The organism is Salipiger bermudensis HTCC2601 (assembly GCF_000153725.1).
In the GTDB taxonomy this organism is placed as follows: Bacteria; Pseudomonadota; Alphaproteobacteria; order Rhodobacterales; family Rhodobacteraceae; genus Salipiger; species Salipiger bermudensis.
The window spans coordinates 12,562-32,804 of the sequence record NZ_DS022277.1 but is presented as its reverse complement, the minus strand read 5'-3'; the positions used below and the strand labels follow the sequence as shown (position 1 = coordinate 32,804).

The 20,243-nt window shown below is 65.1% G+C and carries 18 protein-coding genes and 1 pseudogene; 12 read left to right on the top strand and 7 right to left on the bottom strand.

Annotated features, from left to right (window positions below; genetic code table 11):
* Nucleotides 1-130 precede the first annotated feature (130 nt).
* Nucleotides 131-451, top strand: a complete 321-nt coding sequence (locus R2601_RS19395) for a PRC-barrel domain-containing protein (RefSeq protein ID WP_007801477.1) — start codon at nt 131-133, stop codon at nt 449-451.
* A 687-nt stretch (nt 452-1,138) separates the two neighbouring features.
* On the opposite strand, the gene R2601_RS19390 is transcribed toward R2601_RS19395, so the two are convergent.
* Nucleotides 1,139-1,702, bottom strand: a complete 564-nt coding sequence (locus R2601_RS19390; protein ID WP_007801475.1) for a carboxymuconolactone decarboxylase family protein — start codon at nt 1,700-1,702, stop codon at nt 1,139-1,141.
* A gap of 144 nt (nt 1,703-1,846) precedes the next feature.
* On the opposite strand from R2601_RS19390, the gene R2601_RS19385 reads away from it, so the two are divergent.
* Nucleotides 1,847-2,461 carry a TetR/AcrR family transcriptional regulator gene (locus tag R2601_RS19385; protein ID WP_007801473.1) on the top strand — a complete coding sequence of 205 codons (615 nt, stop codon included), beginning with the start codon at nt 1,847-1,849 and terminating at the stop codon, nt 2,459-2,461.
* A gap of 43 nt (nt 2,462-2,504) precedes the next feature.
* Here R2601_RS19385 and R2601_RS19380 read toward each other — a convergent pair whose 3' ends face one another.
* Nucleotides 2,505-3,392 carry a LysR family transcriptional regulator gene (locus R2601_RS19380; protein ID WP_007801472.1) on the bottom strand — a complete coding sequence of 296 codons (888 nt, stop codon included), beginning with the start codon at nt 3,390-3,392 and terminating at the stop codon, nt 2,505-2,507.
* A 102-nt stretch (nt 3,393-3,494) separates the two neighbouring features.
* Between R2601_RS19380 and R2601_RS19375 the strand changes: the two genes are divergently transcribed.
* From R2601_RS19375 to R2601_RS19365, 3 genes are all read left to right on the top strand, one after another.
* Nucleotides 3,495-3,992, top strand: a complete 498-nt coding sequence (locus R2601_RS19375; RefSeq protein ID WP_007801470.1) for a lactoylglutathione lyase family protein — start codon at nt 3,495-3,497, stop codon at nt 3,990-3,992.
* A gap of 125 nt (nt 3,993-4,117) precedes the next feature.
* Nucleotides 4,118-4,729 (top strand): TetR/AcrR family transcriptional regulator, encoded by a 612-nt coding sequence (locus R2601_RS19370; protein ID WP_007801468.1) that lies wholly within the window; start codon nt 4,118-4,120, stop codon nt 4,727-4,729.
* A gap of 14 nt (nt 4,730-4,743) precedes the next feature.
* Nucleotides 4,744-5,724, top strand: coding sequence for a zinc-binding dehydrogenase (locus R2601_RS19365; RefSeq protein WP_007801466.1), 981 nt, complete (start codon nt 4,744-4,746; stop codon nt 5,722-5,724).
* Between the two features lie 300 nt (nt 5,725-6,024).
* Here R2601_RS19365 and R2601_RS19360 read toward each other — a convergent pair whose 3' ends face one another.
* From R2601_RS19360 to R2601_RS19345, 4 genes are all read right to left on the bottom strand, one after another.
* A complete protein-coding gene (locus R2601_RS19360; protein ID WP_007801464.1) occupies nt 6,025-6,795 on the bottom strand; it encodes a sulfite exporter TauE/SafE family protein in 771 nt (256 codons plus the stop codon).
* A gap of 19 nt (nt 6,796-6,814) precedes the next feature.
* Nucleotides 6,815-7,468, bottom strand: coding sequence for an EthD family reductase (locus tag R2601_RS25635; protein WP_007801462.1), 654 nt, complete (start codon nt 7,466-7,468; stop codon nt 6,815-6,817).
* A gap of 61 nt (nt 7,469-7,529) precedes the next feature.
* Nucleotides 7,530-8,537, bottom strand: a complete 1,008-nt coding sequence (locus R2601_RS19350; protein WP_007801460.1) for an ABC transporter permease — start codon at nt 8,535-8,537, stop codon at nt 7,530-7,532.
* Nucleotides 8,534-11,011 (bottom strand): ATP-binding cassette domain-containing protein, encoded by a 2,478-nt coding sequence (locus tag R2601_RS19345; protein ID WP_040545575.1) that lies wholly within the window; start codon nt 11,009-11,011, stop codon nt 8,534-8,536. Before R2601_RS19345 ends, R2601_RS19350 begins: the two co-directional genes overlap by 4 nt.
* Before the next feature lie 395 nt (nt 11,012-11,406).
* Here R2601_RS19345 and R2601_RS19340 point away from each other — a divergent pair, with 395 nt between their 5' ends.
* A complete protein-coding gene (locus tag R2601_RS19340) occupies nt 11,407-12,162 on the top strand; it encodes an SDR family NAD(P)-dependent oxidoreductase (protein ID WP_007801457.1) in 756 nt (251 codons plus the stop codon).
* Between the two features lie 12 nt (nt 12,163-12,174).
* The gene (locus tag R2601_RS19335) at nt 12,175-13,884 is read left to right on the top strand and encodes an FAD-dependent oxidoreductase (protein ID WP_007801456.1); all 1,710 of its coding nucleotides are present in this window, start codon (nt 12,175-12,177) and stop codon (nt 13,882-13,884) included.
* A 418-nt stretch (nt 13,885-14,302) separates the two neighbouring features.
* On the opposite strand, the pseudogene R2601_RS26145 reads toward R2601_RS19335, so the two are convergent.
* Nucleotides 14,303-15,473, bottom strand: a pseudogene (locus tag R2601_RS26145) (IS5 family transposase).
* Nucleotides 15,474-15,678: 205 nt separating this feature from the next.
* Here R2601_RS26145 and R2601_RS19315 point away from each other — a divergent pair.
* The 5 genes from R2601_RS19315 (at nt 15,679) to R2601_RS19290 (ending at nt 20,234) form a co-directional block, all read left to right on the top strand.
* Nucleotides 15,679-16,209: a tyrosine-type recombinase/integrase gene (locus R2601_RS19315; protein ID WP_311135727.1), complete on the top strand. Its 531-nt coding sequence runs from the start codon at nt 15,679-15,681 to the stop codon at nt 16,207-16,209.
* On the top strand, nt 16,206-16,865 hold the full coding sequence (locus R2601_RS19310; RefSeq protein ID WP_144266934.1) for a hypothetical protein: 660 nt from the start codon (nt 16,206-16,208) through the stop codon (nt 16,863-16,865). Before R2601_RS19315 ends, R2601_RS19310 begins: the two co-directional genes overlap by 4 nt.
* Before the next feature lie 833 nt (nt 16,866-17,698).
* Nucleotides 17,699-18,202 carry a MarR family winged helix-turn-helix transcriptional regulator gene (locus tag R2601_RS19300; RefSeq protein WP_110740119.1) on the top strand — a complete coding sequence of 168 codons (504 nt, stop codon included), beginning with the start codon at nt 17,699-17,701 and terminating at the stop codon, nt 18,200-18,202.
* Nucleotides 18,202-18,903 carry an SDR family NAD(P)-dependent oxidoreductase gene (locus R2601_RS19295; RefSeq protein WP_007801448.1) on the top strand — a complete coding sequence of 234 codons (702 nt, stop codon included), beginning with the start codon at nt 18,202-18,204 and terminating at the stop codon, nt 18,901-18,903. Before R2601_RS19300 ends, R2601_RS19295 begins: the two co-directional genes overlap by 1 nt.
* The gene (locus tag R2601_RS19290) at nt 18,903-20,234 is read left to right on the top strand and encodes an NAD(P)/FAD-dependent oxidoreductase (RefSeq protein WP_040545572.1); all 1,332 of its coding nucleotides are present in this window, start codon (nt 18,903-18,905) and stop codon (nt 20,232-20,234) included. Before R2601_RS19295 ends, R2601_RS19290 begins: the two co-directional genes overlap by 1 nt.
* Nucleotides 20,235-20,243 lie beyond the last annotated feature (9 nt).

Sequence of the window (20,243 nt, the reverse complement as noted above, 5' to 3'; positions counted from 1 at the left end):
CCGGGCATCCACCGCACGGCCTCTGCCTTCGCGCGGGCACCCGCCTGTCGCGACGGCAAGGACACGCCGTGGAACTTCCCGTCGCCCCGTTGGTTTTGCGAACAGACGCAAGCAATTAGACGGAGATACCATGCCCCGCGCAATTCTTCCCGCCATCGCACTGACCTTCGCCGCAGGCACCGCACTGGCCCAAGGCCTTGATGTGGATGTACTCAGATCGTTGGACGATGCAAAGATCCTCGGACCGAACGGCGATCAGGTCGGCGAGATCGAAGAAATTCTCGTAGACGACTCCGGCACGCCGACCGCAGCGGTGGTCGAGGTCGGTGGCTGGCTCGACATCGGTGATGAGGACGTGGTGATCTCGTTCGACAATCTTCAGTATGACAACGGGACCTACACGGTCTCGATGACCGCCGAGGAAATGGAAACGCTTCCCAAGTGGGATTGATCGGCGCTCGCGAGACGAGACCGACTGAGACATCCGCGGCGCGCCTCGATCTGGGGCGCGCCGTTCTTGCTTTGCGTGGCAACGCAACGCCACGGGCAAATGAAAGCCGATGGAGGTGGACATTTTCAGGCATAGTTCCTGACGATCCGAGCCGTCCCGCAAGATCGACATGATGCTCTGCCGGCGTACTCACGGGGGCTCCCCGCTCGAAGCGCGCCGGACGCTTGAGCAATTGAAGGCTCCGCGCCCGGCGCGCCTGCCCAGAACGACCGTCCCGACTACCAGTCTCGAATGCTCTGCCCGTAGGGAACTGGACCGTTTGCAGCTGGAGTCTTCGGCTGGGCTGCCTCGGCTGGGATAGGAGCGGAAACACATCAAAGCATCGAGCTTCGCGGAGATGCAGAAGGCCTTCATCCTGAAGCGGGTCGCGCACGAAGCTGGCCCTTGGTATGCCTACAAGGGCACCGAGAGGCTTGAAGGGTTGCTCTTCGCAACACGTCGCAGCGTTGCTACTCGCTGCGAGCGGCGCTCAGATGGGGGCGGATTCGTCCTATTCGGCTGCACGACACAGGCCGATTGTGCCCCGCTGTCCGGCACAATCGCCCGCAGAACGAGAGCCTCGGGCAGCGTAGATGTGAGAAAAGGCACCCAGCGATGTGCGCGCCTCCGTCGGTCTGGTTCCGCCGCTCAGCGCTGCGCCTTCGGGGTCCAGGAGAATTTCTGCATCGGCGCGTCCACCGGCGTATGTGCCACGTGGTTGGTGTAGTTGCTCATCACCTTCTGGGCGAGGCCAAGGATGATGTCGAGCACCTGCCGCTCGCCGTAGCCCGCCGCGTAGAACGCCTCGAATGCGTCCTCGCTCGGGTTGCCACGGGTCTCCAGCATCGCCAGCGTAAAGAGACGCAGCGCCTCGAGCTTGCCGCTGGGCAGCGGGGTCTCGTCGCGCAGCGCATCGGAGATCTCGTCGCTCACGCCCATCATCTTGGCGATTCCGGTATGGGCCGGCACGCAGTAATGGCATTCGTGGTAGACGTTGATGGTCTGCCAGACGACGGTCTTCTCGTCGGCGTCAAAGGCCGTCTCCTCGGCAAAGAGCCGGTGCAGCGTCTGGTAGCCGTCGAGCAGCGGCGGCGAGCCCGCCATCACCGAATGCAGCCCCGGCAGGCGGCCGAAAGCCTTCTTGGATTTCTCGATCAGCGGCAGCGACTCCGCCGGCGCGTTGCTGTCGTCGAAGCGTTCGAACTTGGTCATGAGGTCTGGCCCTTTCTCTTGGCTCTGAGGTGCGATACGGCGAACCTGACCATTCTTGAGCGGTCACTCAAGTAATATTAGAGTGATCGCTCAAAAACTCCTCCGCCCCTTCTGTTCGCCCCGACGAACGCCTAAGGTCCCGGCATGGCACGCACCGCTTCCTATGACCGCGAGGCCGCGCTCGACGCGGCGATGACCCTGTTTTGGGTCAAGGGCTACCACGCGACCTCGCTGAAGGATCTCGAGCAGGCACTGCAGATGCGGCCGGGCTCGATCTATGGCGCGTTCCAGAGCAAGGAGGCGCTGTTTCGTGCCACGCTCGACCGCTACGGCGCGCGCATGGCGAACGATCTCGAGACCCTGCTGGCCCATGCGGACTCGCCGCTCGAGGCGCTTCAGGGCCACCTGCGCAGCCTCGCCGAGCTGCGTCCCGGCGATCGCCCGTCGACCGCCTGCATGCTGGTGAAATCGCTGCTCGAAGTGCCCGACGAGGCGGAACTGCGCGCCGTCGTGCTTGGGCATCTCGACACCGTGGAGCACCTGCTGGCCGAGGCCCTGCACCGGGCGCAGGCGCTTGGAGAGCTGGCGCCGGGCAGCGATCCCGACCGCATCGCGCGGCGGATACAGACCTATATCTTTGGCCTCAAGATCCAGGCGCAACGCGAGCGCGACCCCGAGCGCATGCGCCTGCTCTGCGCCGACCTCGCCGACGAGCTCGGCCAGCTGCGCCGACCGCAGGCGGCGTCCTCCGCAAGCTGATCCAGCGCCAAGCCGCCTCGGAGGCGGCGCTGAATCTCGGACGCTAGAGCCGTTGCGCCGCCTCGCGGATCAGGCTTGCGGCATGGGCGGCGCGCGCCGTCGCCGCCCGCCCCTTGCGGTTGACCAGCCAGAGCTCGTGCCAGCGACGCCGCGCCATTGGCGCCACGCGCAGGGCCTGCTTGCCGGCAAAGGCCTCGACCCCGCTGCGCGGCAGCAGGGTATAGCCGATCCCCTTTGCGACCGGCGCCGGGATCTGCCCGATCTGGTTGAGAAATCCCCGCAGCCGCAGCCGGTCGGCCCCGGGATAGGCGTCGGGAAAGTTCAGCCCAAACAACTCGTCGGCATAGCCAAACCCGTCCGGGTGCGCAATGAAGCCGCGCGCCTCGAGATCAGTGAAATCCGGCATCCGGTCCGGCGCCTCCTTCGGGAGCACCAGGCACAGCTCCTCGCGTCCGAGATACTGCCCCTCCAGCCGCGCGTGGCCTGGATCGGCGCCCAGCACGCCCAGATCGAAGCGCCCCTCGAGAAGCCCGGTCCGGATCTCGCCCTGCGGCGCCGCAACCAGCCTGATCGTCAGCGCCGGGGCCGATGCCATCCAGTCCAGCAGGAACGGCGAGAGCAGCATGGCAAAGCTGCCGGAACAGCCGATGCAGAGCGTGCCGGCATCCCGGTCATCGGTCTCGATCGCCTCGCGCAGTCGCGCCTCCTCGCCGCGTCGCGACAGGCCGAGCGCAAACACCGCGTCTCCGGCGGTTGTCAGCGTGAAGCGCTTACCCTCGCGCGCAATCAGCGGCTGGCCGACCTGATCCTCAAGCTTCCTGAGATGTTGCGAGACGCCCGGCTGGGTCATGTTCAGCCGCTCTGCGGCGCGGGTGAAATGCCCGGCTTCGCAAAGCGTGGTGAAGGTCTCGAGCCAGGTGGCGTTCAGCATGGACGCTTACAATCAGTTATCATTTCGATGCCAGATGATAATTTCATATGCAGGTACGGGATGTCTAGCTCCAGGGCACACAGCCACCCAAGGAGACACCCAATGCAACAGACCCCCCGCACCTTCTCTCACATCGGACTTTCGGTTCCCGACCTCGACGCCGCGGTCAAATTCTACTCGGAGGTGCTCGGCTTCTATGTCGTCATGGCGCCCTCAGAGGCGGTCGAGGATGACAGCGCCATCGGCGTCATGTGCACCGACGTCTTCGGCCCCGGCTGGGGCTCGCTGCGTATCGCGCATCTCGCGACAGCCGACGGGATCGGCATCGAGATCTTTGAGTTCCCGGGCGATTACGCGCCCGAGGAAAAGCTCGAGCACAAGCGTCACGGCACCTTCCACTTCGCGGTGCAGGATCCCGATGTCGAGGGTCTGACGCAGCGCATCGTCGAGGCCGGCGGCCGCCAGCGCATGCCGGTGCGAGAGTATTTCCCCGGCAAGAAGCCCTACCGCATGGTCTATGTCGAAGACCCGTTCGGCATCGTCTTCGAGCTCTACAGCCACAGCTACGAGCTGACCTACTCCGCCGGCGCCTATGAGTGACGAGTGACACTCCGCGCGGTCCCGCCCCCGTCGCGGGGCCGCGTGATCCGGCCCGGATCCAAGGCCGGTCACAGCTTCGCGAGCGTTACTAGACGACCGGTCTATTATTTCCTATCTCGCTGCGCATGACAGAGGAAAGCAAATCGGATCTGACGCGGAAGCGCATTCTCGACGCCGGACGCGGCCTGCTGCTGCGTCACGGCTTCTCGGCGGTGGGGCTGTCGCGCATCCTCGCCGAGAGCGGCGTGCCGAAGGGGTCGTTCTACTATTACTTCGCCTCCAAGGAGGCCTTCGGCGCCGCCCTTCTTGAGGATTACGTCGCGGGCTATCTCGCACGTTTCGATGCCCTCATCGACAGCCCTGGCAGCGCCGGCGACAAGCTCGCGCGGTTCTGGGATGCGTGGTTGGCCGAGGCCGGGCGCGCGGGCATCGCCGGCGAATGCCTCGTGGTGAAGCTCGGCGCCGAGGTCGCCGATCTCTCAGAGCCCATGCGCGAAATCCTCGACCGCGGCGTCGACGCACTCGTGGCGCGCATCGCCCGCCTGCTGCGCGACGGCGCAGAGGATGGCAGCGTCGCCCCCGTCGACAATCCCGACGCCACTGCCCGGATGCTCTACGCCAGATGGCTCGGCGCCGCGGTGCTCGCGAAGCTCGCCCAGAGCGATGCGGCCCTGCGCATGGCGCGCGAGGAGACCTCTGCCCAGCTCGCCCCCTCCGGGGCTGAAACGACCGACTGAAAGGAAGAACCAGCATGTTCGCTGCCATCCACGACACCTTCGGCGAGCCCGCCGATGTCCTTGACGCGCGCGAGATCGAGCGCCCCGAGCCCGGGCCCGGAGAGGCGCTGATCCGCATGGTGCTGTCGCCGATCCACAATCACGACCTGTGGACGATCCGCGGCAGCTACGGCTACAAGCCGCCGCTGCCCGGTGCCATCGGCGGCTCCGAGGCGCTAGGCATCGTCGAGGCGCTTGGCGAAGGCGTCGATCCCGAGCTGCTCGGCAAGCGCGTCGCCGCGGCCGGGGTGCACGGCGCCTGGGCCGAGTATTTCACCGCCCCCGCGGCCGCGCTGCTGCCGTTGCCCGACGCCATCCCCGACACCGCCGGCGCCCAGCTCGTGGCGATGCCGTTCAGCGCGCTGTCGTTGCTCGAGACGCTGAAGGTCGGCGAGGGCCAGTGGCTGATCCAAACCGCCGCCAACGGCGCGGTCGGCAAGATCATGGCCGGGCTCGCCAAGGCGCGCGGCATCCGGCTGCTCAACCTCGTGCGCCGCGACGAGGCCGCCAACGAGCTGCTCAAGGCCGGCATGACCAACGTGCTCTCCACCGCGGATCCCGACTGGAAGTCCAAGGCACGCGCACTGATCGGCGAGGCCGGCGCGGTCTCGGCCATCGACTCGGTCGGCGGCGAGATGGCCGCGAGCCTCGTGGACCTGCTGGGCACCGATGGCGAGCTGGTGGTCTTCGGCACCGCGACCGGCGCGCCTCTGGCGCTGTCCTCGGGCGATCTCATCACCAAGCACATCACGGTGAAGGGCTTCTGGGGCGCGCGGGTCAGCAAGGAGATGGCGCCCGACACCCGCCGCCGCCTGATCGGCGAGCTGGTCGAGCTGGCCGCACGTGGTGAGCTGCCGCTCGAGACCGGCGGCAGCTATTCCCTGTCGCGCAGTGCCGACGCGATGAAAGCCGCGCTGACCCCCGGTCGGGCCGGGAAGATCATGCTGCGCCCCTGAGCCCGATAGGTGTCTTGCGCGGCTCTTGGTAATGGGAAAAGCGCCTACAAATCTAGGGCCCGCCTCACCCCGGAACTCGGCACCCAGCTCAGTGGGCATGTGCTGACCATGTCGGACACTTGGGTCAGCGTCATTCCGGCTGAACAATCCCCATGATCCGCCTGAGCGAAGCTGGGTGGCGGGCAACCACCTTGTCACGGCTCGTCCTTTGTCGCGCTTGGCGCAGATTATCCAACTTTCCCAGATAACCCGCCAGCGCGCTGCGGTGCAAAGCGCAGTGACACCGGTTGCGCCATGGCCTCAGCCCAGACTGGCGCCGGCTGCGGCCTGCCAGAGCAGTGCGAGGCCGATCAGCAGCAGGATGCCGTTTATCACCCGGCGAAAGCTCTGCGGGTCGATCCGCCGGATCAGCCAAGCGCCCGCCCAGCTCGAGCCGATGGCGAGGGGAAGGAAGAGCGCGCTGGTCTGTAATGTCCCGAGGCTGAACAAGCCGAGCGCGACGAAGCTTGGCAGCTTCATCAGGTTCACCGCGGCGAAGAACATCACGCTGGTGCCGACATAGACCTCCTTGGGCAGCCGCTTCGGCATGACGTAGATCTGGAACGGCGGCGGCCCGGCATGGGCGATGGCACTGGTAAATCCGCTCGCCGCACCGGCTGCAAGGCCCAGAGGCCAGTCGAAGCGGCGCGCGCGCGCGATCTGCGGGACACCCCGCCGGTCGACCGCCACCTGCCAGAGCGCGAAGGCGACAGAGACCATGCCCAACACCGCCTTGACCGTCCATTCCGGGACTTCCGTGGCCAACACGTAGGCCGCAAGCACCCCAGCCGCGCCGCCCGGCAACATCCGCCGGATCACCCGCCAGTCGATGCTGCGGCGATAGATCGCCACCACCAGCGGGTCCTGCACCAGCAGGATCGGCAGCATGAGGCCTGCCGCGGTCAGCGGGTCGGTGATGGCCGCGACCATCGGCGTGCTTGCCATGCCGATCCCGGCAAAGCCGCCCTTCGACAGGCCGAGGATCACAACCGCCAGTGTCATCACGGCAAGCAGCAGAGGGTCGGTCAGCATGGCGTCCTGTCAACGTCGCTCAGTGCAGCCCCCGCAGGGCAGTCGGCTCGACCACGAAGCTCGAGCTCTCCGCGATGAACTCCTGCGCGTGGCTAAGAACCGTGCGCCCGGCGCCCGAGGCGAAGGCGGCGTCGAGGTCCGTGGCATCCTTGGCCCAGATCTCGACGACGCCGTCAGCCATCATCCGCCCCTCGTCATCGCGCGGGCCGTCCAGCACGAGATTCTGGCGATAGCCAAGCAGCCCCGGCATCCGCTTGACCAGCGCCGCATGTAGACCGAACCATTCTTCCTGAAAGGCCTCCGTCGACAGCTCCGCGCGTTTGCGCAGCAGCGAAATGCGCTTGAACCCAGCGTCGCGGTCCGGCGCCAGGACGCTGTTCTGCAGGCACAGGATCGGGTTCATCTCACGGATCAAATGCCCCGGAACCCCCATCGCGAGATCAAGTTCGCCGCTGGCGGCAGCAGACATCCCGGAAGAGATCGTCGGGCAGAAGAACTGCGCGATGCCATCCAGCGGCGCGGTTTCGTCCTGCGGGCCGTGAATCCGGTTGAAGACCATCCCCCGGATTTCCTCCGCAGAGGCCCCGCCCGAGGCGAGCTCGGCCAGTGGCCCACGCATGGTCTCGGCGCAGAGTTCGTTGGCAGTACGGATCAGGGCCATGACAGAAATCATGTCGTCTCCTCTTGAGCAAAATAGGACGAACGGCCCCGGCGTTTGGCCGGGGCCCGTGGAGTCAGCCGCGCGCGATCCAGCGCAGCAGGTCCGGGAGGTGGCGCACACTCACCGCAACGATGATGGCGCCAGCCTGCACCAGCAGTTGCACCGAGGTTTCGGCCCCGAATGCGAGCACCATCTGACCGAGCAGCGCCATGAACAGCGCTGCCGCCCCGCTGGCGATGACGCTCCCGCGCCCGCCGCTGAAGGGGGTGCCGCCAACCACCACCGCTGCGATCGCAGGCAGTAGGTAATCGATGCCCGCGGTCTGCGAGGCAGAGCCGATAAAGCCGGTGAACAGCATCCCGGCCACGGCGAAGCACAGCGCCGCCACCGCGTAGGTCGCCACCTGGTAGCGCAGAATGGGGATGCCCGCGGCGGTCGCGGCGGCGGGGTTCTGCCCGACGGCGACAAAGCGTCGACCGGCGATCGAACGCTTGGTCACGACGCTGATCACGAGGATGAAGAGCAACGCCAGCACAAGGGTCATCGGCACACCGAAGAGCTTAGAGTGCGAGAACTCGGCCAGCTCCGCAGGTGCGGTCATCGGGCTTCCGCCCGACACCGCGCGCACCGCACCCATCAGGATGGCATTCGTCGCGAGCGTGACCACGATCGGGGTGATGTTCACCTTGGCCACCAGAAGGCCGTTCACGATGCCGATGCCAAGCGCAATGAGCAGCGTGAGCGGCACCGCAAGCAGCGTCGATCCGGTCATGAAGCCGATCTTGGCGAAGAGCAGGCCGGCGATGGTCATGGTGCCCGGCAGCGACATGTCGAGGCCCCGCTGCTGGATCACCACCGTCATCCCCACCGCGGTAATCGCAAGGATCGCCGCGAAGGGCAGGAGCGAGCTGAGTGCGGCGGGCCGCACCACGCCGGGTGCGACGACCGAGCAGATCAGGAACAGCGCGAACAGGCCTCCCCAAATCCACGAGAACTCGTTGAAGAGCGTCGCCGAAAGCCGGGCGAAGCCAGCGTTGCCGGCCGGTGCGTCACCGGCCTTGTTGAGCGTTGTCGTCGTCATGCCTGCACCACCTTTTCACGGCTCTTGGAGTAAAGCGCCACGGACGCGAGAATGAGGAAGCCAAGCAGATACTGCTGCCATTCCTGGCTGAGCCTCAGAAACACGGTCACCGAGTTCACCTGGGTGATGAAGATCGCCCCGAGCAGCGCGCCGACGAAGGATCCGCGCCCCCCGAAAAGGCTCGCGCCGCCGATGACCACCGCCGCGATGGAGCCGAGCGTATAGGTCAGACCGGCCCTGGGATCCCCGATGCCCACCTGGGCAATCATGGTGATCGCGGCCAGACCTGCGAGGAAAGAGCAGCCAACATAGGCCACGAAGCGGGCAAGCTTCGGTCGGATGCCGGCGGTTCGCGCCGCTTCCTGCCGCGAGCCGAGGCCGCGCATCGATACGCCCATCTCTCGCCGATAGAGCCAAAATTCCAGCACCAGCGCCAGCAGGACGGCTGCGATGAAGGTCACCGGCACGATGCCCACCTTCATCGAAAGCGCCATCATCACGTCACCGTCGATCATGCCACCCGGCACCGGGCGCAGGATCAGCGAGATGGCTTGGACCGCCATAAAGGTGGCCAGCGTCGCGACCATCGGGTGCATCCGAAGGCCCTCGACAAGGATCCAGTTTACGACACCGACCGCCATCGCCACCAGCAAGAGCAGCACCCAGCCGGCGACATGTGAGCCCGGCCCCAGCTCCTGCAATAGGAAGAATGAGCCGACGACCTGACAAAGCCCCATCGTTGGCCCTACTGACAGGTCGATGCCGCTGACCATCATCAGGAACTGCTGCCCGTAGGCGACCAGCGCCAGGGTGGCGGCAAAGGTCATCATTCCGGTCAGGCTGCGAGGCGAGAGGTAGAACGGGTTCCACATCCCGGCGACCGCACCCAGAAACAGGATCGCGGCGGCGACCATGACCAGCGGCGCGCTGTTGCTCGCCGCCCATTTCCAGAACGCCGCGACGGGGCGATGATGACGGTCGCGCTGTTCGGTGGATTTCAAGACCGAAGACGTGATGCGATCTTCGGTCACGTCGTCGCCCGAGAGCATGTCGACCACGCGACCACGGGAGAAGATGGCGACATGGTCGCTCAGCCCAGCCACCTCCTGCGCGTCCGAAGACACGACGATCACAGCGACACCGCTGCGGGCGGTTTCACGGATACTGCGGTAGATCTCCGCCCGCGCTCCGACATCGACGCCCTGCGTCGGCTCGTCGACCAGCAGCACCTGCGGCTTGGCCGCAAGGACGCTCGAGAGCACGACCTTTTGCTGGTTGCCGCCGGAGAGGGACTGGATCGGCGTCTCTCCATGCGGCGTCTTGACTGCGAACTGCCGGATCGCATCGACCGTGCGGCGCTGTTCGCTGCCGCTACGGATCAGTCCGAGGGCCGCGTCCTCTTGCGGACTGCGGATCGAGAAATTCTCGCGGATCGAAAGCTCTGGGAAGATCCCTTCGCGGTGCCGGTCCCCGGGCAGGTACGCGATACCGTGTCGCTTCGCGCCCTGACTGTTGCGGATCGAGATTGGCTTTCCAAGAAGGGTCACGTCACCCGACCCGCGATGGATGCCGGCCAGTGCCCGCATGAACTCGCGCTGCCCGTTGGCATCAATGCCCGCGAGACCGAGGATCTCGCCCGCGCGTATGTCGAGATTGACGTTGCTGAAGCCGGGCCCCGAGAAGCCGCGGGTGGACAGCACTGTACGCGTGGAGGCCTCGGACGCCTTAGCGGGGAAAGTCCGGTCGAGATCGCCACCCACGATCAGCGAGACGATCTGATCCTCGGACATGTTCCGGGCATCGAAGGTCCCCTGCCCTTCACCATCGCGCAGCACGGTCAGCCGGTTGGCGATGGCCTGAACTTCGCGAATCCGGTGCGAGATGTAGATCACCGCCGCACCGCGCGCCGTGACTGCGCGCACGCGTTCGAAGAGCCGTTCGACATCCTCCGAGGCGAGGTGCTCGGTCGGCTCATCCAGCACGAGCACTTTCGGCTCGCATTCCAGGGCCTTCACGATCTCGACGATGAAGCGCTGTTCCGGGTTCAGCGTGGACACGTGGTCGCGCGGGTCGATCGTGACGTCCTCGCTCCAGTGCTTGAGCAGTCCACGCGCCCAGGTGTTGAGCGCAGACAGCGAGGGCCGCTTGGCATGTGGCATCCCGAGGAAGAGGTTCTCGGCCACTGACAGGTCCGGCATCAACGCCGGCTCCTGCCGCACGATGGCAAGACCGAGCTCACGCGCGCGATCCGGGTCGCCCGACATCGGGTCGCTGTCGATGTGGACTTCGCCCTCGGTCGCTACAAGCGCCCCCGAGGCTACCCCCATCAGGGTCGATTTGCCTGCGCCGTTCTCACCTACGAGGCCGTGAACCTCTCCGGCGTAGACGTCGAAGGTAATGTCGTGCAGAGCCCGGACACCCGGAAAATGCTTGGAAACGCCGCGCATCTCCAGAAGTTTTCTCGCCGAACTCATGCCTGCCCCCTCGTCGCAGCACGACCACAGGCGGCGGCTCGCACCACAGCGGTGCGAATGACTTCGCCATTCTTTGTCATGATCTCTCTCCCTTTAAAGACCCAACGGCATCGCCGCAGGCCTCGCTCCTCGGCTTAAAGTTTGTCGATGAATAATACATATGTCAATATAGTATGATCTGACGAGCCTCGTCCGCCATGGCATTTGGAATATACGACATTGATATCGCGACACTTTTCTCCATCTGCGCACATGCTTCGGCTCAGACTGACACCTTGGAAGCAGAAATTTTTCTTGGATTCGAGAATTCGTTTGTTAAGGTGCAATCGTTTCGTTATTGCCAAATCAGGTAGGCCGGAGAATCTCCGGCGACCGAGACGACCGAGGGAGGAATCATGCTGGGAATCAAAGGTGCGGTGGCGGTGGTCACCGGCGCCGCTCAGGGCAATGGCAGGTCCATCGCCCTTGGGTTGGCGGAGGCCGGGGCGCGGGTTGTGGTCTGCGACCTGCAGGAGCAGGCCTGCTCGGACGTCGCATCCGAAATCTCCGCGGCCGGAGGCGAGGCCATCGCGCTTGGGCTTGACGTTGCACGAAGGGCCTCCTGTGAGGCGCTCGCGCAGGAAACCGAAAGCCGCTTTGGCGCGCCAACCGATATTCTGGTCAACAACGCCGGCATCATCCGCCGCACCCCGCCGGACGCAGAAAGCTTCGAAGACGACTGGGATGCGATGATGCGGGTCAACGCGACCGGCTGCATGAACATGGTGCGTGCCTTTCTGCCCCAGCTCAAGCGAACCAAGGGCCGGATCGTGAATCTCGGCTCGATCATGTCCGTCTCGGGCGGACCGGGGCTCGTGGCTTACGCAGCCTCCAAGGGGGCGGTGCTGCAGATGACCCGCGCGCTCACCCACGATCTGTCCGAGCACGGGATCCGTGTGAATGCCATCGCGCCCGGTGTCATCGAGACACCAATGACCGCGGCCACGCGCGAGAACCCCGAGGCGATCGGGCGCTTCATGGCACACACGCCGATGCGTCGGCCCGGCCAGCCCTCGGAGCTGGTCGGCCCGGTGCTGTTCCTGGCCTCGGAGGCCTCGAGCTACGTGACCGGCGCTCTGCTGCCGGTCGATGGCGGATATCTGACGGCATAAAGGGGAGAACCGATGAAACGAGAAGATGTAGACGTTCTGGTCGTTGGCTCTGGTGCGGGAGGGCTCGCCTCGGCGGTCTCGGCGGTGCACCGGGGTCTCAAGGTGATCGTGGCGGAAAAGGAAGCTGTCTTTGGCGGCACAACCGCGCGCTCGGGTGGCTGGAGCTGGATCCCCAACAACGCCCCCGCCAAACGTGCCGGGGTGCAGGATAGCGTCGACAAGGCGCGGACCTACCTCAAGCACGAGGCCGGCGAACACTACGATTCAGCAAAGGTCGAGGCATTCCTGGAGGCCGGGCCGAAAGCGGTGGATTTCTTCGAGAGCCAGACATCGCTTCAGTTCGACCTCGGCCCGACCTTTTCCGATTACCACCCGACCGCGCCGGGCGGGATGGATGGCGGTCGGTCGATCGTGGCTCGGCCCTTCGACGGGCGAGAGCTGGGAAAGGAGATCAAGCGTCTGCGCCCACCACTGCGCGAGATCACCGTGCTGGGCATGATGATCGGCTCGGGCAAGGAGCTGCTGCATTTCTTCAATGTGACGCGCTCTCCGATCTCGGCGCTGTTCGTCACCGGGCTGGTTGCGAAATTCGCCCGTGACGTGACCTTCCACGGCCGCTCGATGCGACTGATGAACGGCAATGCTCTGATCGCGCGGCTGGCGAAATCCTGCTTCGACAAGGGTGTCCCGATCTGGACCTCGGCTCCGGTGCGGACGTTGATCCGCGACGACAGCGGCCGCGTCACCGGTGCGGTCGTGAACCGGCCCGATGGTCCGGTCGAGGTGCACGCGCGAAAGGGCGTGGTGCTCGCAGCGGGTGGCTTTCCGCAGGACTCGGTGCGCCGCAAGGAGCTGATGCCGCATGCCCCCTCGGGTCACGAGCATGTGTCGCCCGCTCCTCCGGGCAACACGGGCGACGGCCTGCGCCTTGGCGAGGCTGTGGGCGCGACGGTCAACACCGAGCTGCCGAACTCGGCGGCCTGGGTGCCGGTGTCGCGCCCGCCGATGGGCAACGGCCTACTCGGCACCTTCCCTCATTTCGTTGACCGCTCGAAGCCTGGGGTGATCGCTGTGACGCGCTCGGGCAAGCGGTTCGTGAACGAAGCGCAGAGTTATCACGATTTCTGTCAGGCCATGGTCAAGCGCTGCCAGGAAGAGGGCGGCCCGGATGCCGAACTGGCAGCCTGGTTCGTTGCCGATCATCGGACCTTCCGCAAATACGGTCTCGGCTTCGCCAAGCCGTCGCCGGTGCCCTACAAGAGCCTGGTCAAGCAGGGCTACCTGATCCAGGGCAAGACCATCGCCGATCTGGCGCGTCAGATCGGCGCGGACCCGGCGCAGTTGGAGCAGACCGTGGCAGAGTTCAACAAGCACGCGGTCAAGGGGGAGGATCCCGAGTTCGGCAAGGGTTCGACGGCCTACAACCGGTCGCTGGGCGATCCGCAGCACAAGCCCAACCCCTGCGTTGCGCCGGTCAAGAAGGGCCCGTTCTACGCGGTGCGGCTGTATGTGGGTGATCTCGGGACTTTCGCGGGCCTCAAGACCAACGAGTACGCCGAGGTGCTGAACGGCAACGGCCAGCCAATCGGCGGGCTCTATTCGGCAGGCAACGATGCGGCCTCCATCATGGGCGGCAACTACCCTGGCGGCGGCATTACGCTGGGACCGGCGCTGACTTTCGGCTACATCGCCGCGCGGCACATGTCCGGCGCCAACGCCTGATCCCGGTACACATCCACAAGAGAGCGGCCCCGCAGCACGACGCTGCGGGGCCGTTCCTGTCTCTTTCCGAGGCCGGTTCGGAAGCGCTGAGCGGACAGCGCGGAGAACAGGCTGTATCCTGCGAAGAAAGGGATGGGCGCCGACGTGCCGCGGGCACCCACGGAACCGACTGTTCGCGCGGAGGGCTTATGTGCACTCCCCTGCCCGCGAGAGCGAAAGACCTTCCCTGCCCAAGCCTTTTTTGGGGGGAAGCGCATCATGGCTCCCCCCCCTTGTGACGATCAGCCAAGAGGCCGTCGGCTCTGGGGCGCACCTAACAGGCCGCTGAAAAGGTCTGCCTTGAGGAAGGGTTTCCCTTGAGCAGGAGCTCGATGCGGCCTGGTTTGCGAACCGGCAGTCCGAGTAGCCGCTTGCCGGCTCAGTTGGCGAGCAGTTTCGGCAGCCTCGCGAGGTTGCAGGCCGCCATCGCCAAGGTGAAGCGGGCCCATACGCGCTCGATGCCGCGGTACAGGGGCTGCGCCATGCCACCGACGGTTTTGGTCCAGCCGAAAGGTTCCTCGATCTTCTTCCGGCGCCGCTGTGACTTGGCGTAGCCGGGGTGCCGGGTGGTTCTGCCGTCGATGGCGGAGTGTCGAGACTTCTGGGCGACATGCGGCGTGACCACCATTTGGCGCAGCTCGGCGACGAAGTCGGCGCTGTCGTAACCGCGGTCCGCTGCCAGGGTCAGGCGCCGGGTCGATCCCGGCGAGTGGCGGTGAGGCATGTCGATGGCAGCACGCCGCTCGGCGTGGCCGTCCGCCCGCGTCAGGTCGGCCTGCACGATCAGGCCGGAGCGGTTCTCCATCATGCTGTGCCCCATGAAGCACAGCATGGCGCCGGCGCCGGGGGGTCTTGAACAGCCGGGCCTCCGGATCGGTCATCGAAGCATGGGTCGCGTTCGACCGTCGTTCGCCACGGAAGTCGACTTCGGCGTTACGGTTGCGGCGTGTGGGGCGGGTCATCGGGTCGGGCTCGACGGTGGACTGGTCAGAGGAAGATGTGGGCGGCGCGCTGCCATCTGGCGGATCGCCGGGACCCTCGTCCCCGCCCAACGTCGCTCTTTCCTTCGGCTGGAAACTCTTCATCGACGCCCAGGCCTTCACAAGGGTGCCGTCGACCGAGAAATGGTCGTCCGACAGCAGCGGTGCCACCTCGCGATGCGCCAGAATGGCGGCCATGATCTTGCGCGACATGTCCGTGGTCAGCAGCCGGTCGTGGTTCTTCGTGAACACGGTCGGGACCCAGACAACGTCATCGATCCCAAGGCCCACGAACCAGCGGAACAGCAAGTTGTAGTCCATCTGCTCCATGAGCTGCCGCTCGGACCGGATCGAGTAGAGGATTTGCAGCAGGCTGGCCCGGATCAATCGTTCCGGCGCGATCGAGGGGCGGCCCTCACCCGCGTAAAGCCGGTCGAACTCTGCATCCAGGAAGCGCAGTGCGTCGTTGACGACGGCCCTGATCTTGCGAAGCGGGTATCGCACTGGAATGCGCTCCTCGAGATCGACGTAGCTGAACAGCGAGCCCGTCACCTGATCTGATCCACGCATCCCACACTCCGCCACCATCGTAGTGGTTACGGTGAATCATGTTCCACGTCAGGCGTCGAGGCGAGAGTTTTTCAGCAGCCTGTGAGGGCTTGACGTAGACACCCAGGCTCCGGAAAAAGCCAGAGCTCTTCTCGGCAAACCGCGACACACCGCCAAGAACATCCCTTCAGTCCCCTGGAGCGAGGCGCCTGCCTTCTACCAGAGCTTGGCGGAAGGATCCGTAACCCATCTGGCCTTGCGGCTCTTGATGCTCACCGGCGTACGGTCGAGGCCAATACGCTTCATGCACCTTGACCAGATCGACGGCGATACGTGGACCATTCCGGCAGAACAGATCAAAGGCCGCAGGGGCGCCACGTCTGATTTCCGGGTGCCGCTTTCTTTAGAAGCACAGGAGGTCATCACGGAGGCGAACCGGCATGCGCGAGATGGCTTCCTTTTCCCCGGAACCCGCAAGAGAGTCATATCCGACGCGACGATGGCGCAGCTCATGGAGCGCAGGGGGATGGATGAACGCCCGCACGGCTTTCGGTCCAGCCTGCGTGACTGGCTGGCCGAGGCAACGGATGCCCGGCACGAAGTCGGGGAGACCATCCTCGGCCACGTGGTAGGAGGGCATGTGGAACGCGCCTATAGACGAACGGACTACCTCGACCAGCGCCGTGCCTTGCTTGAGCGTTGGGCGGCACACTTAACCGGCGCACCCTGCGCCGCAGTCAAACTTGCGATAGAATGACAATCAAACCTATGCACGCGTCACGCGTCCTTCCGATCCTTGATGAGAACAGGGAGCTCATCGAAAGGCCCGACCTTTTCACGCTGGCGCGCCTCTCTATACCTGAGAGCGAAGGCGAAGAGCTTGTCACGCAGGTATGGCGGCACATGACCCTCAACTCCGACAATTCCGCGCCACTTAGCGATTTCGACCAGGTCGTCGAGGCGAAGTATCTTCGGCGCAAGCGCTTCTGGACCGAGAGAAGGCACGCCGCGATGATCATCGTGGAGCTCATGCGCCTGAGGTTCGAGGGGCTGCCTCTAACTCGTGCGAACGCATACCGTCTCGTTGCGAAGGCTCTACGTGACGAAGGAGGCAGGCAAGATGAGCTCTCCATGACCACCGTGCTTCAGGCGGAGTTCGAGCGTTGGATCAACACAGCCCACCTCGAGGCTGCACTGCGATGGTCGACCCCGGGCCCAGAGGAGTTTGAGAACGACGCAGCCGCATTCACAGTTTTCCTGTCGAACGCGAGGTCTTTCGAGCAAGAAATCGACGTGATCGCAGATAAGTCAGGGTTCGAGTGGAATCCATGGAGAATCCCCGACTGCTTTGCCCCCTCCCCGCTGCCAGGCCTCTACTCTCTGACCGAAGATGAGCGAGCTTTCGTTATCTGAGGGTTTTCTGACCCATAATCTTTTCTCCTGACTGGGCCGGTCCGCACGCTTCTGCTTTTGGTGAGTCAACCTCCATCAGAACGAAGCTGTGGGCCTCATGACCAACTCTACACTCTCGACCGCTACCAATATCGACCCCCTCCCGGAGGTCCGCGAAGCGGCTGACCTTCTATCCATCAGCGTCCCGACTTTCTGGCGACGGGTCGCTGATGGCTCGATCCCAAAGCCCATAAAGCTCGGTTCCGCCTCGCGCTGGGCGCAATCCGACATCCTTACTGTCATCGACCAAGCGAAGGCACGCCGCTAAGCCTGCGGGCCTGGCTGATCGCATCTGCAAGGCTCTGCGGACCGGTTCTGTAGAACAAGGGTATCACGGGCATGCGCCGGGGTATTGAACGTTCCTGAGCGGCGCTTTGAACAAAATGGACGTGGCGGGTGAGCTGCGTCCCGCCAGTGGTTTCGACCTTTCAGGCCTGCTGCCTCGAGATGCGCTGCCCCCCCCTCGACCGCAGCGCACCGCTTGGCGCGCGTTGTCGGCTTCCGGGCCGGATCCATCCCCCCTTCGACCGACTGGATGACGTGACCGCCGGAAGTTGGCCTGCAGGGACCGGGTGGTGGCGATGGTCGTCTCTCCCACCCGAGCCCCCGAAAGCCGTACGCCATCCGCACATTCTTTAGCCGTTTATCCGCTTTCGCGGCAGTTCCGCGCCCCGGTCCGGCAAATTGTCGAAAACAACTTGTCGATGACAACTGCAATCGACAATCGTTTGACATGTGCCGCCCGGACCCCGCGTGCGGCGCGATCGGTAAAACGTGTTTGGAAGCAGGTGATGATGACTGACCGCCCAAAGGATTGCTTCGACGAGCTGGAGATCGACTGCCTCAGCAGCGCGATCAGCTATTACATCCGGGTGCTGAACCTCTGGGTGTCACGCGACCTTGAAAAGAAGTTCGCCGGGCTTCCGGTGGCTGGCGGCACGGGCAAGGTCTCGACCCTGTTCATCGTGTTCCACCAGCCCGGCATCACCGCCTCGGAGATCCGCCAGTTCGCCGGCAAGGACGCGCCAGCCATGACGCGCCTTGTCGAGAAGCTGATCAGCGAAGGTTTGCTTGACCGGCGGCCCGACCCAGAGACGCGGCGGCGCCAGCAACTCTTCATCACCGACAGGGGCCGCGAGGTGCTCGACGAGGTGCGCGCCATCGTTGGCCGCGAGCGCGAGGAAGCCTTCTGGATGCTGAGCCCGGAAGAGCACGCGCAGACCGTGGCGCTGCTGCGCAAGATCTCGAACGCGTACATCGAACGGCACAAGGGGCTAGATTGGAAGAGGAGCCGGTGATGACCAGGAAAGTCATGCTCTTGACCGGCGGATCGCGCGGTATTGGCCTTGGCATAGCACTCGAGGCCGCACGGCGAGGCTGGTTCGTATCGCTGGGGCTGCGCGGCGAGGCAGCACTGCCGCAAGAGCTAGCGGCGAAGAGCGCCGAGGCGGTGACATATGATGCCACCACCGCCGGCGAGGCCGCTTGGGTCGAGGGTGTCATGCAGCGGCATGGCCGCATCGATGCGGTTGTGGCCTGCGCCGGGCTGCTCGATCACGACACCATTGTCACGCAGGACGATGCGGCGGTGCTGCGTCTATTCGAGGTCAACGCACATGCTCCGCGCCGGCTGGCGGCGGCGGCGTGGCTGCCGCTCATCGACAGTGGAGACGGGCGCATCGTGGTGATGGCGTCGCTGTCCGGAAAACGGGTCAAGTCGCAGCGCTCCGGTCTCTACGCCTTCTCCAAGTTCGCCGCCGTGGGGCTGGCGCATGCGCTAAGACACGAAGGTTGGGATCATGGCATCCGCGCAACCGCGATCTGCCCCGGCCTCGTCGCCACCGACATGGGCCTGTCGGCGGCTGACGGTGGGTATTCCCCGGAGGACATGACGCAGGTTTCTGACCTTGCCGCGCTGACGCTCAACACGATCGAGACGCCCAGCACGCTGTGTCAGGCCGAAATCACGCTTAACTGCCAACCAGATGGAATACACTGATGCCCGGACCTCGTGTCACACCGGTTCACGGAGACGAAGCGCTGCCTGATAAGGTTGACGTGGTGGTCATCGGCGGCGGTATCGTCGGCACCTCCACCGCGCTCGAACTGTCCGAGAAGGGCCTGCGCGTCGCGCTGTGCGAAAAGGGCGGCATCGGTCAGGAGCAGAGCTCGCGCAACTGGGGCTGGGTGCGGATCTCGCGCCGGGACCCGCGCGAGATCCCGTTGATGGCCGAAGCGCTGCGCCTCTGGCCCGGAATGAACGAGCGGACGGGCCGCGAGCTGGGCTACAAGAAGGCCGGCATCATGTTCGCCTGCCGCACCGACAAGCAGATGGCGCAGTACGAGCGCTGGAGCGAGCACCTCAAGCCCTACCAGTTCGATTGCCGCATGGTCTCGGGCGCCGAGTTCGATGCGGTGATACCGGGGTGCGAAGATGATGTGAAAGGCGGGCTCTTCACCGGGGCCGATGGTCGCGCCGAGCCGCAGCTTGCGGCACCCGCGATTGCCGAAGCCGCCCGCGAAAGGGGCGCGGCGATCCTCACCGAATGCGCCGTGCGCGGGGTCGAGACCAGCGCCGGAAACATCAGCGGCGTCATCACCGAGCGCGGCCCGATCGCCTGCGACGCGGTGGTGCTGGCGGGCGGCGCATGGTCGCGGCTGTTCTCGGGCAACCTCGACATCGACTTCCCACAACTCAAGGTGATGAACACCGTGGTCCGCACCGAGCCGCTCGAGGGTGGCCCCGAGGCGGCATACTGGACCCGTGATTTCGCTTTCCGCAAGCGCAGAGACGGCGGCTATTCGCTAGCCTCGGGATCGGTCAACGTGGTGGACATCGTCCCCGACAGCTTTCGGCTGGCATTCAAGTACCTCCCGGCGATGCAGCACCAGTGGCGCGACCTTCGCCTGCGCTTCGGGCCGCGCTTCGCGCAGGAGGCCTCCTATGCGCGCAAGTGGCGGAACGACGAGCCGACGCCCTTCGAATATACCCGCGTCCTCGACCCCAAGCCGCATCCCAAGGTGGTGAGGACCACCCTCAAGGCCGCCGCCGAGGCCTTCCCGATCTTCGCCAAGGCCAAGCCCCGGCAGTCCTGGGCGGGCTACATCGACGTGACCCCGGACGCAGTGCCGGTGATCTCCGGTGTGGATGCCCTGCCCGGCTTCTTCATGGCAACCGGCTTTTCCGGGCACGGCTTCGGCATCGGTCCGGCCGCCGGCAAGCTGATGTCCGAGATCATCACCGGGCGTACACCCTGCGTCGATCCGCATCATTTCCGTTTTTCCCGCTTCTCCGACGGCACTCCACTGAAACCGGACGACGGGTTCTGACTTGCCCGC

What these genes read in the sequence shown, in the direction of transcription:
- R2601_RS19345 (WP_040545575.1), bottom strand. Translation starts at nt 11,011, where the DNA reads ATGAGTTCGGCGAGAAAACTTCTGGAGATGCGCGGCGTTTCCAAGCAT.
- R2601_RS19395 (WP_007801477.1), top strand. Translation starts at nt 131, where the DNA reads ATGCCCCGCGCAATTCTTCCCGCCATCGCACTGACCTTCGCCGCAGGC.
- R2601_RS19310 (WP_144266934.1), top strand. Translation starts at nt 16,206, where the DNA reads ATGACAATCAAACCTATGCACGCGTCACGCGTCCTTCCGATCCTTGAT.
- R2601_RS19370 (WP_007801468.1), top strand. Translation starts at nt 4,118, where the DNA reads ATGACAGAGGAAAGCAAATCGGATCTGACGCGGAAGCGCATTCTCGAC.
- R2601_RS25635 (WP_007801462.1), bottom strand. Translation starts at nt 7,468, where the DNA reads ATGATTTCTGTCATGGCCCTGATCCGTACTGCCAACGAACTCTGCGCC.
- R2601_RS19350 (WP_007801460.1), bottom strand. Translation starts at nt 8,537, where the DNA reads ATGACGACGACAACGCTCAACAAGGCCGGTGACGCACCGGCCGGCAAC.
- R2601_RS19365 (WP_007801466.1), top strand. Translation starts at nt 4,744, where the DNA reads ATGTTCGCTGCCATCCACGACACCTTCGGCGAGCCCGCCGATGTCCTT.
- R2601_RS19295 (WP_007801448.1), top strand. Translation starts at nt 18,202, where the DNA reads ATGACCAGGAAAGTCATGCTCTTGACCGGCGGATCGCGCGGTATTGGC.
- R2601_RS19340 (WP_007801457.1), top strand. Translation starts at nt 11,407, where the DNA reads ATGCTGGGAATCAAAGGTGCGGTGGCGGTGGTCACCGGCGCCGCTCAG.
- R2601_RS19375 (WP_007801470.1), top strand. Translation starts at nt 3,495, where the DNA reads ATGCAACAGACCCCCCGCACCTTCTCTCACATCGGACTTTCGGTTCCC.
- R2601_RS19300 (WP_110740119.1), top strand. Translation starts at nt 17,699, where the DNA reads ATGACTGACCGCCCAAAGGATTGCTTCGACGAGCTGGAGATCGACTGC.
- R2601_RS19360 (WP_007801464.1), bottom strand. Translation starts at nt 6,795, where the DNA reads ATGCTGACCGACCCTCTGCTGCTTGCCGTGATGACACTGGCGGTTGTG.
- R2601_RS19390 (WP_007801475.1), bottom strand. Translation starts at nt 1,702, where the DNA reads ATGACCAAGTTCGAACGCTTCGACGACAGCAACGCGCCGGCGGAGTCG.
- R2601_RS19380 (WP_007801472.1), bottom strand. Translation starts at nt 3,392, where the DNA reads ATGCTGAACGCCACCTGGCTCGAGACCTTCACCACGCTTTGCGAAGCC.
- R2601_RS19335 (WP_007801456.1), top strand. Translation starts at nt 12,175, where the DNA reads ATGAAACGAGAAGATGTAGACGTTCTGGTCGTTGGCTCTGGTGCGGGA.
- R2601_RS19385 (WP_007801473.1), top strand. Translation starts at nt 1,847, where the DNA reads ATGGCACGCACCGCTTCCTATGACCGCGAGGCCGCGCTCGACGCGGCG.
- R2601_RS19290 (WP_040545572.1), top strand. Translation starts at nt 18,903, where the DNA reads ATGCCCGGACCTCGTGTCACACCGGTTCACGGAGACGAAGCGCTGCCT.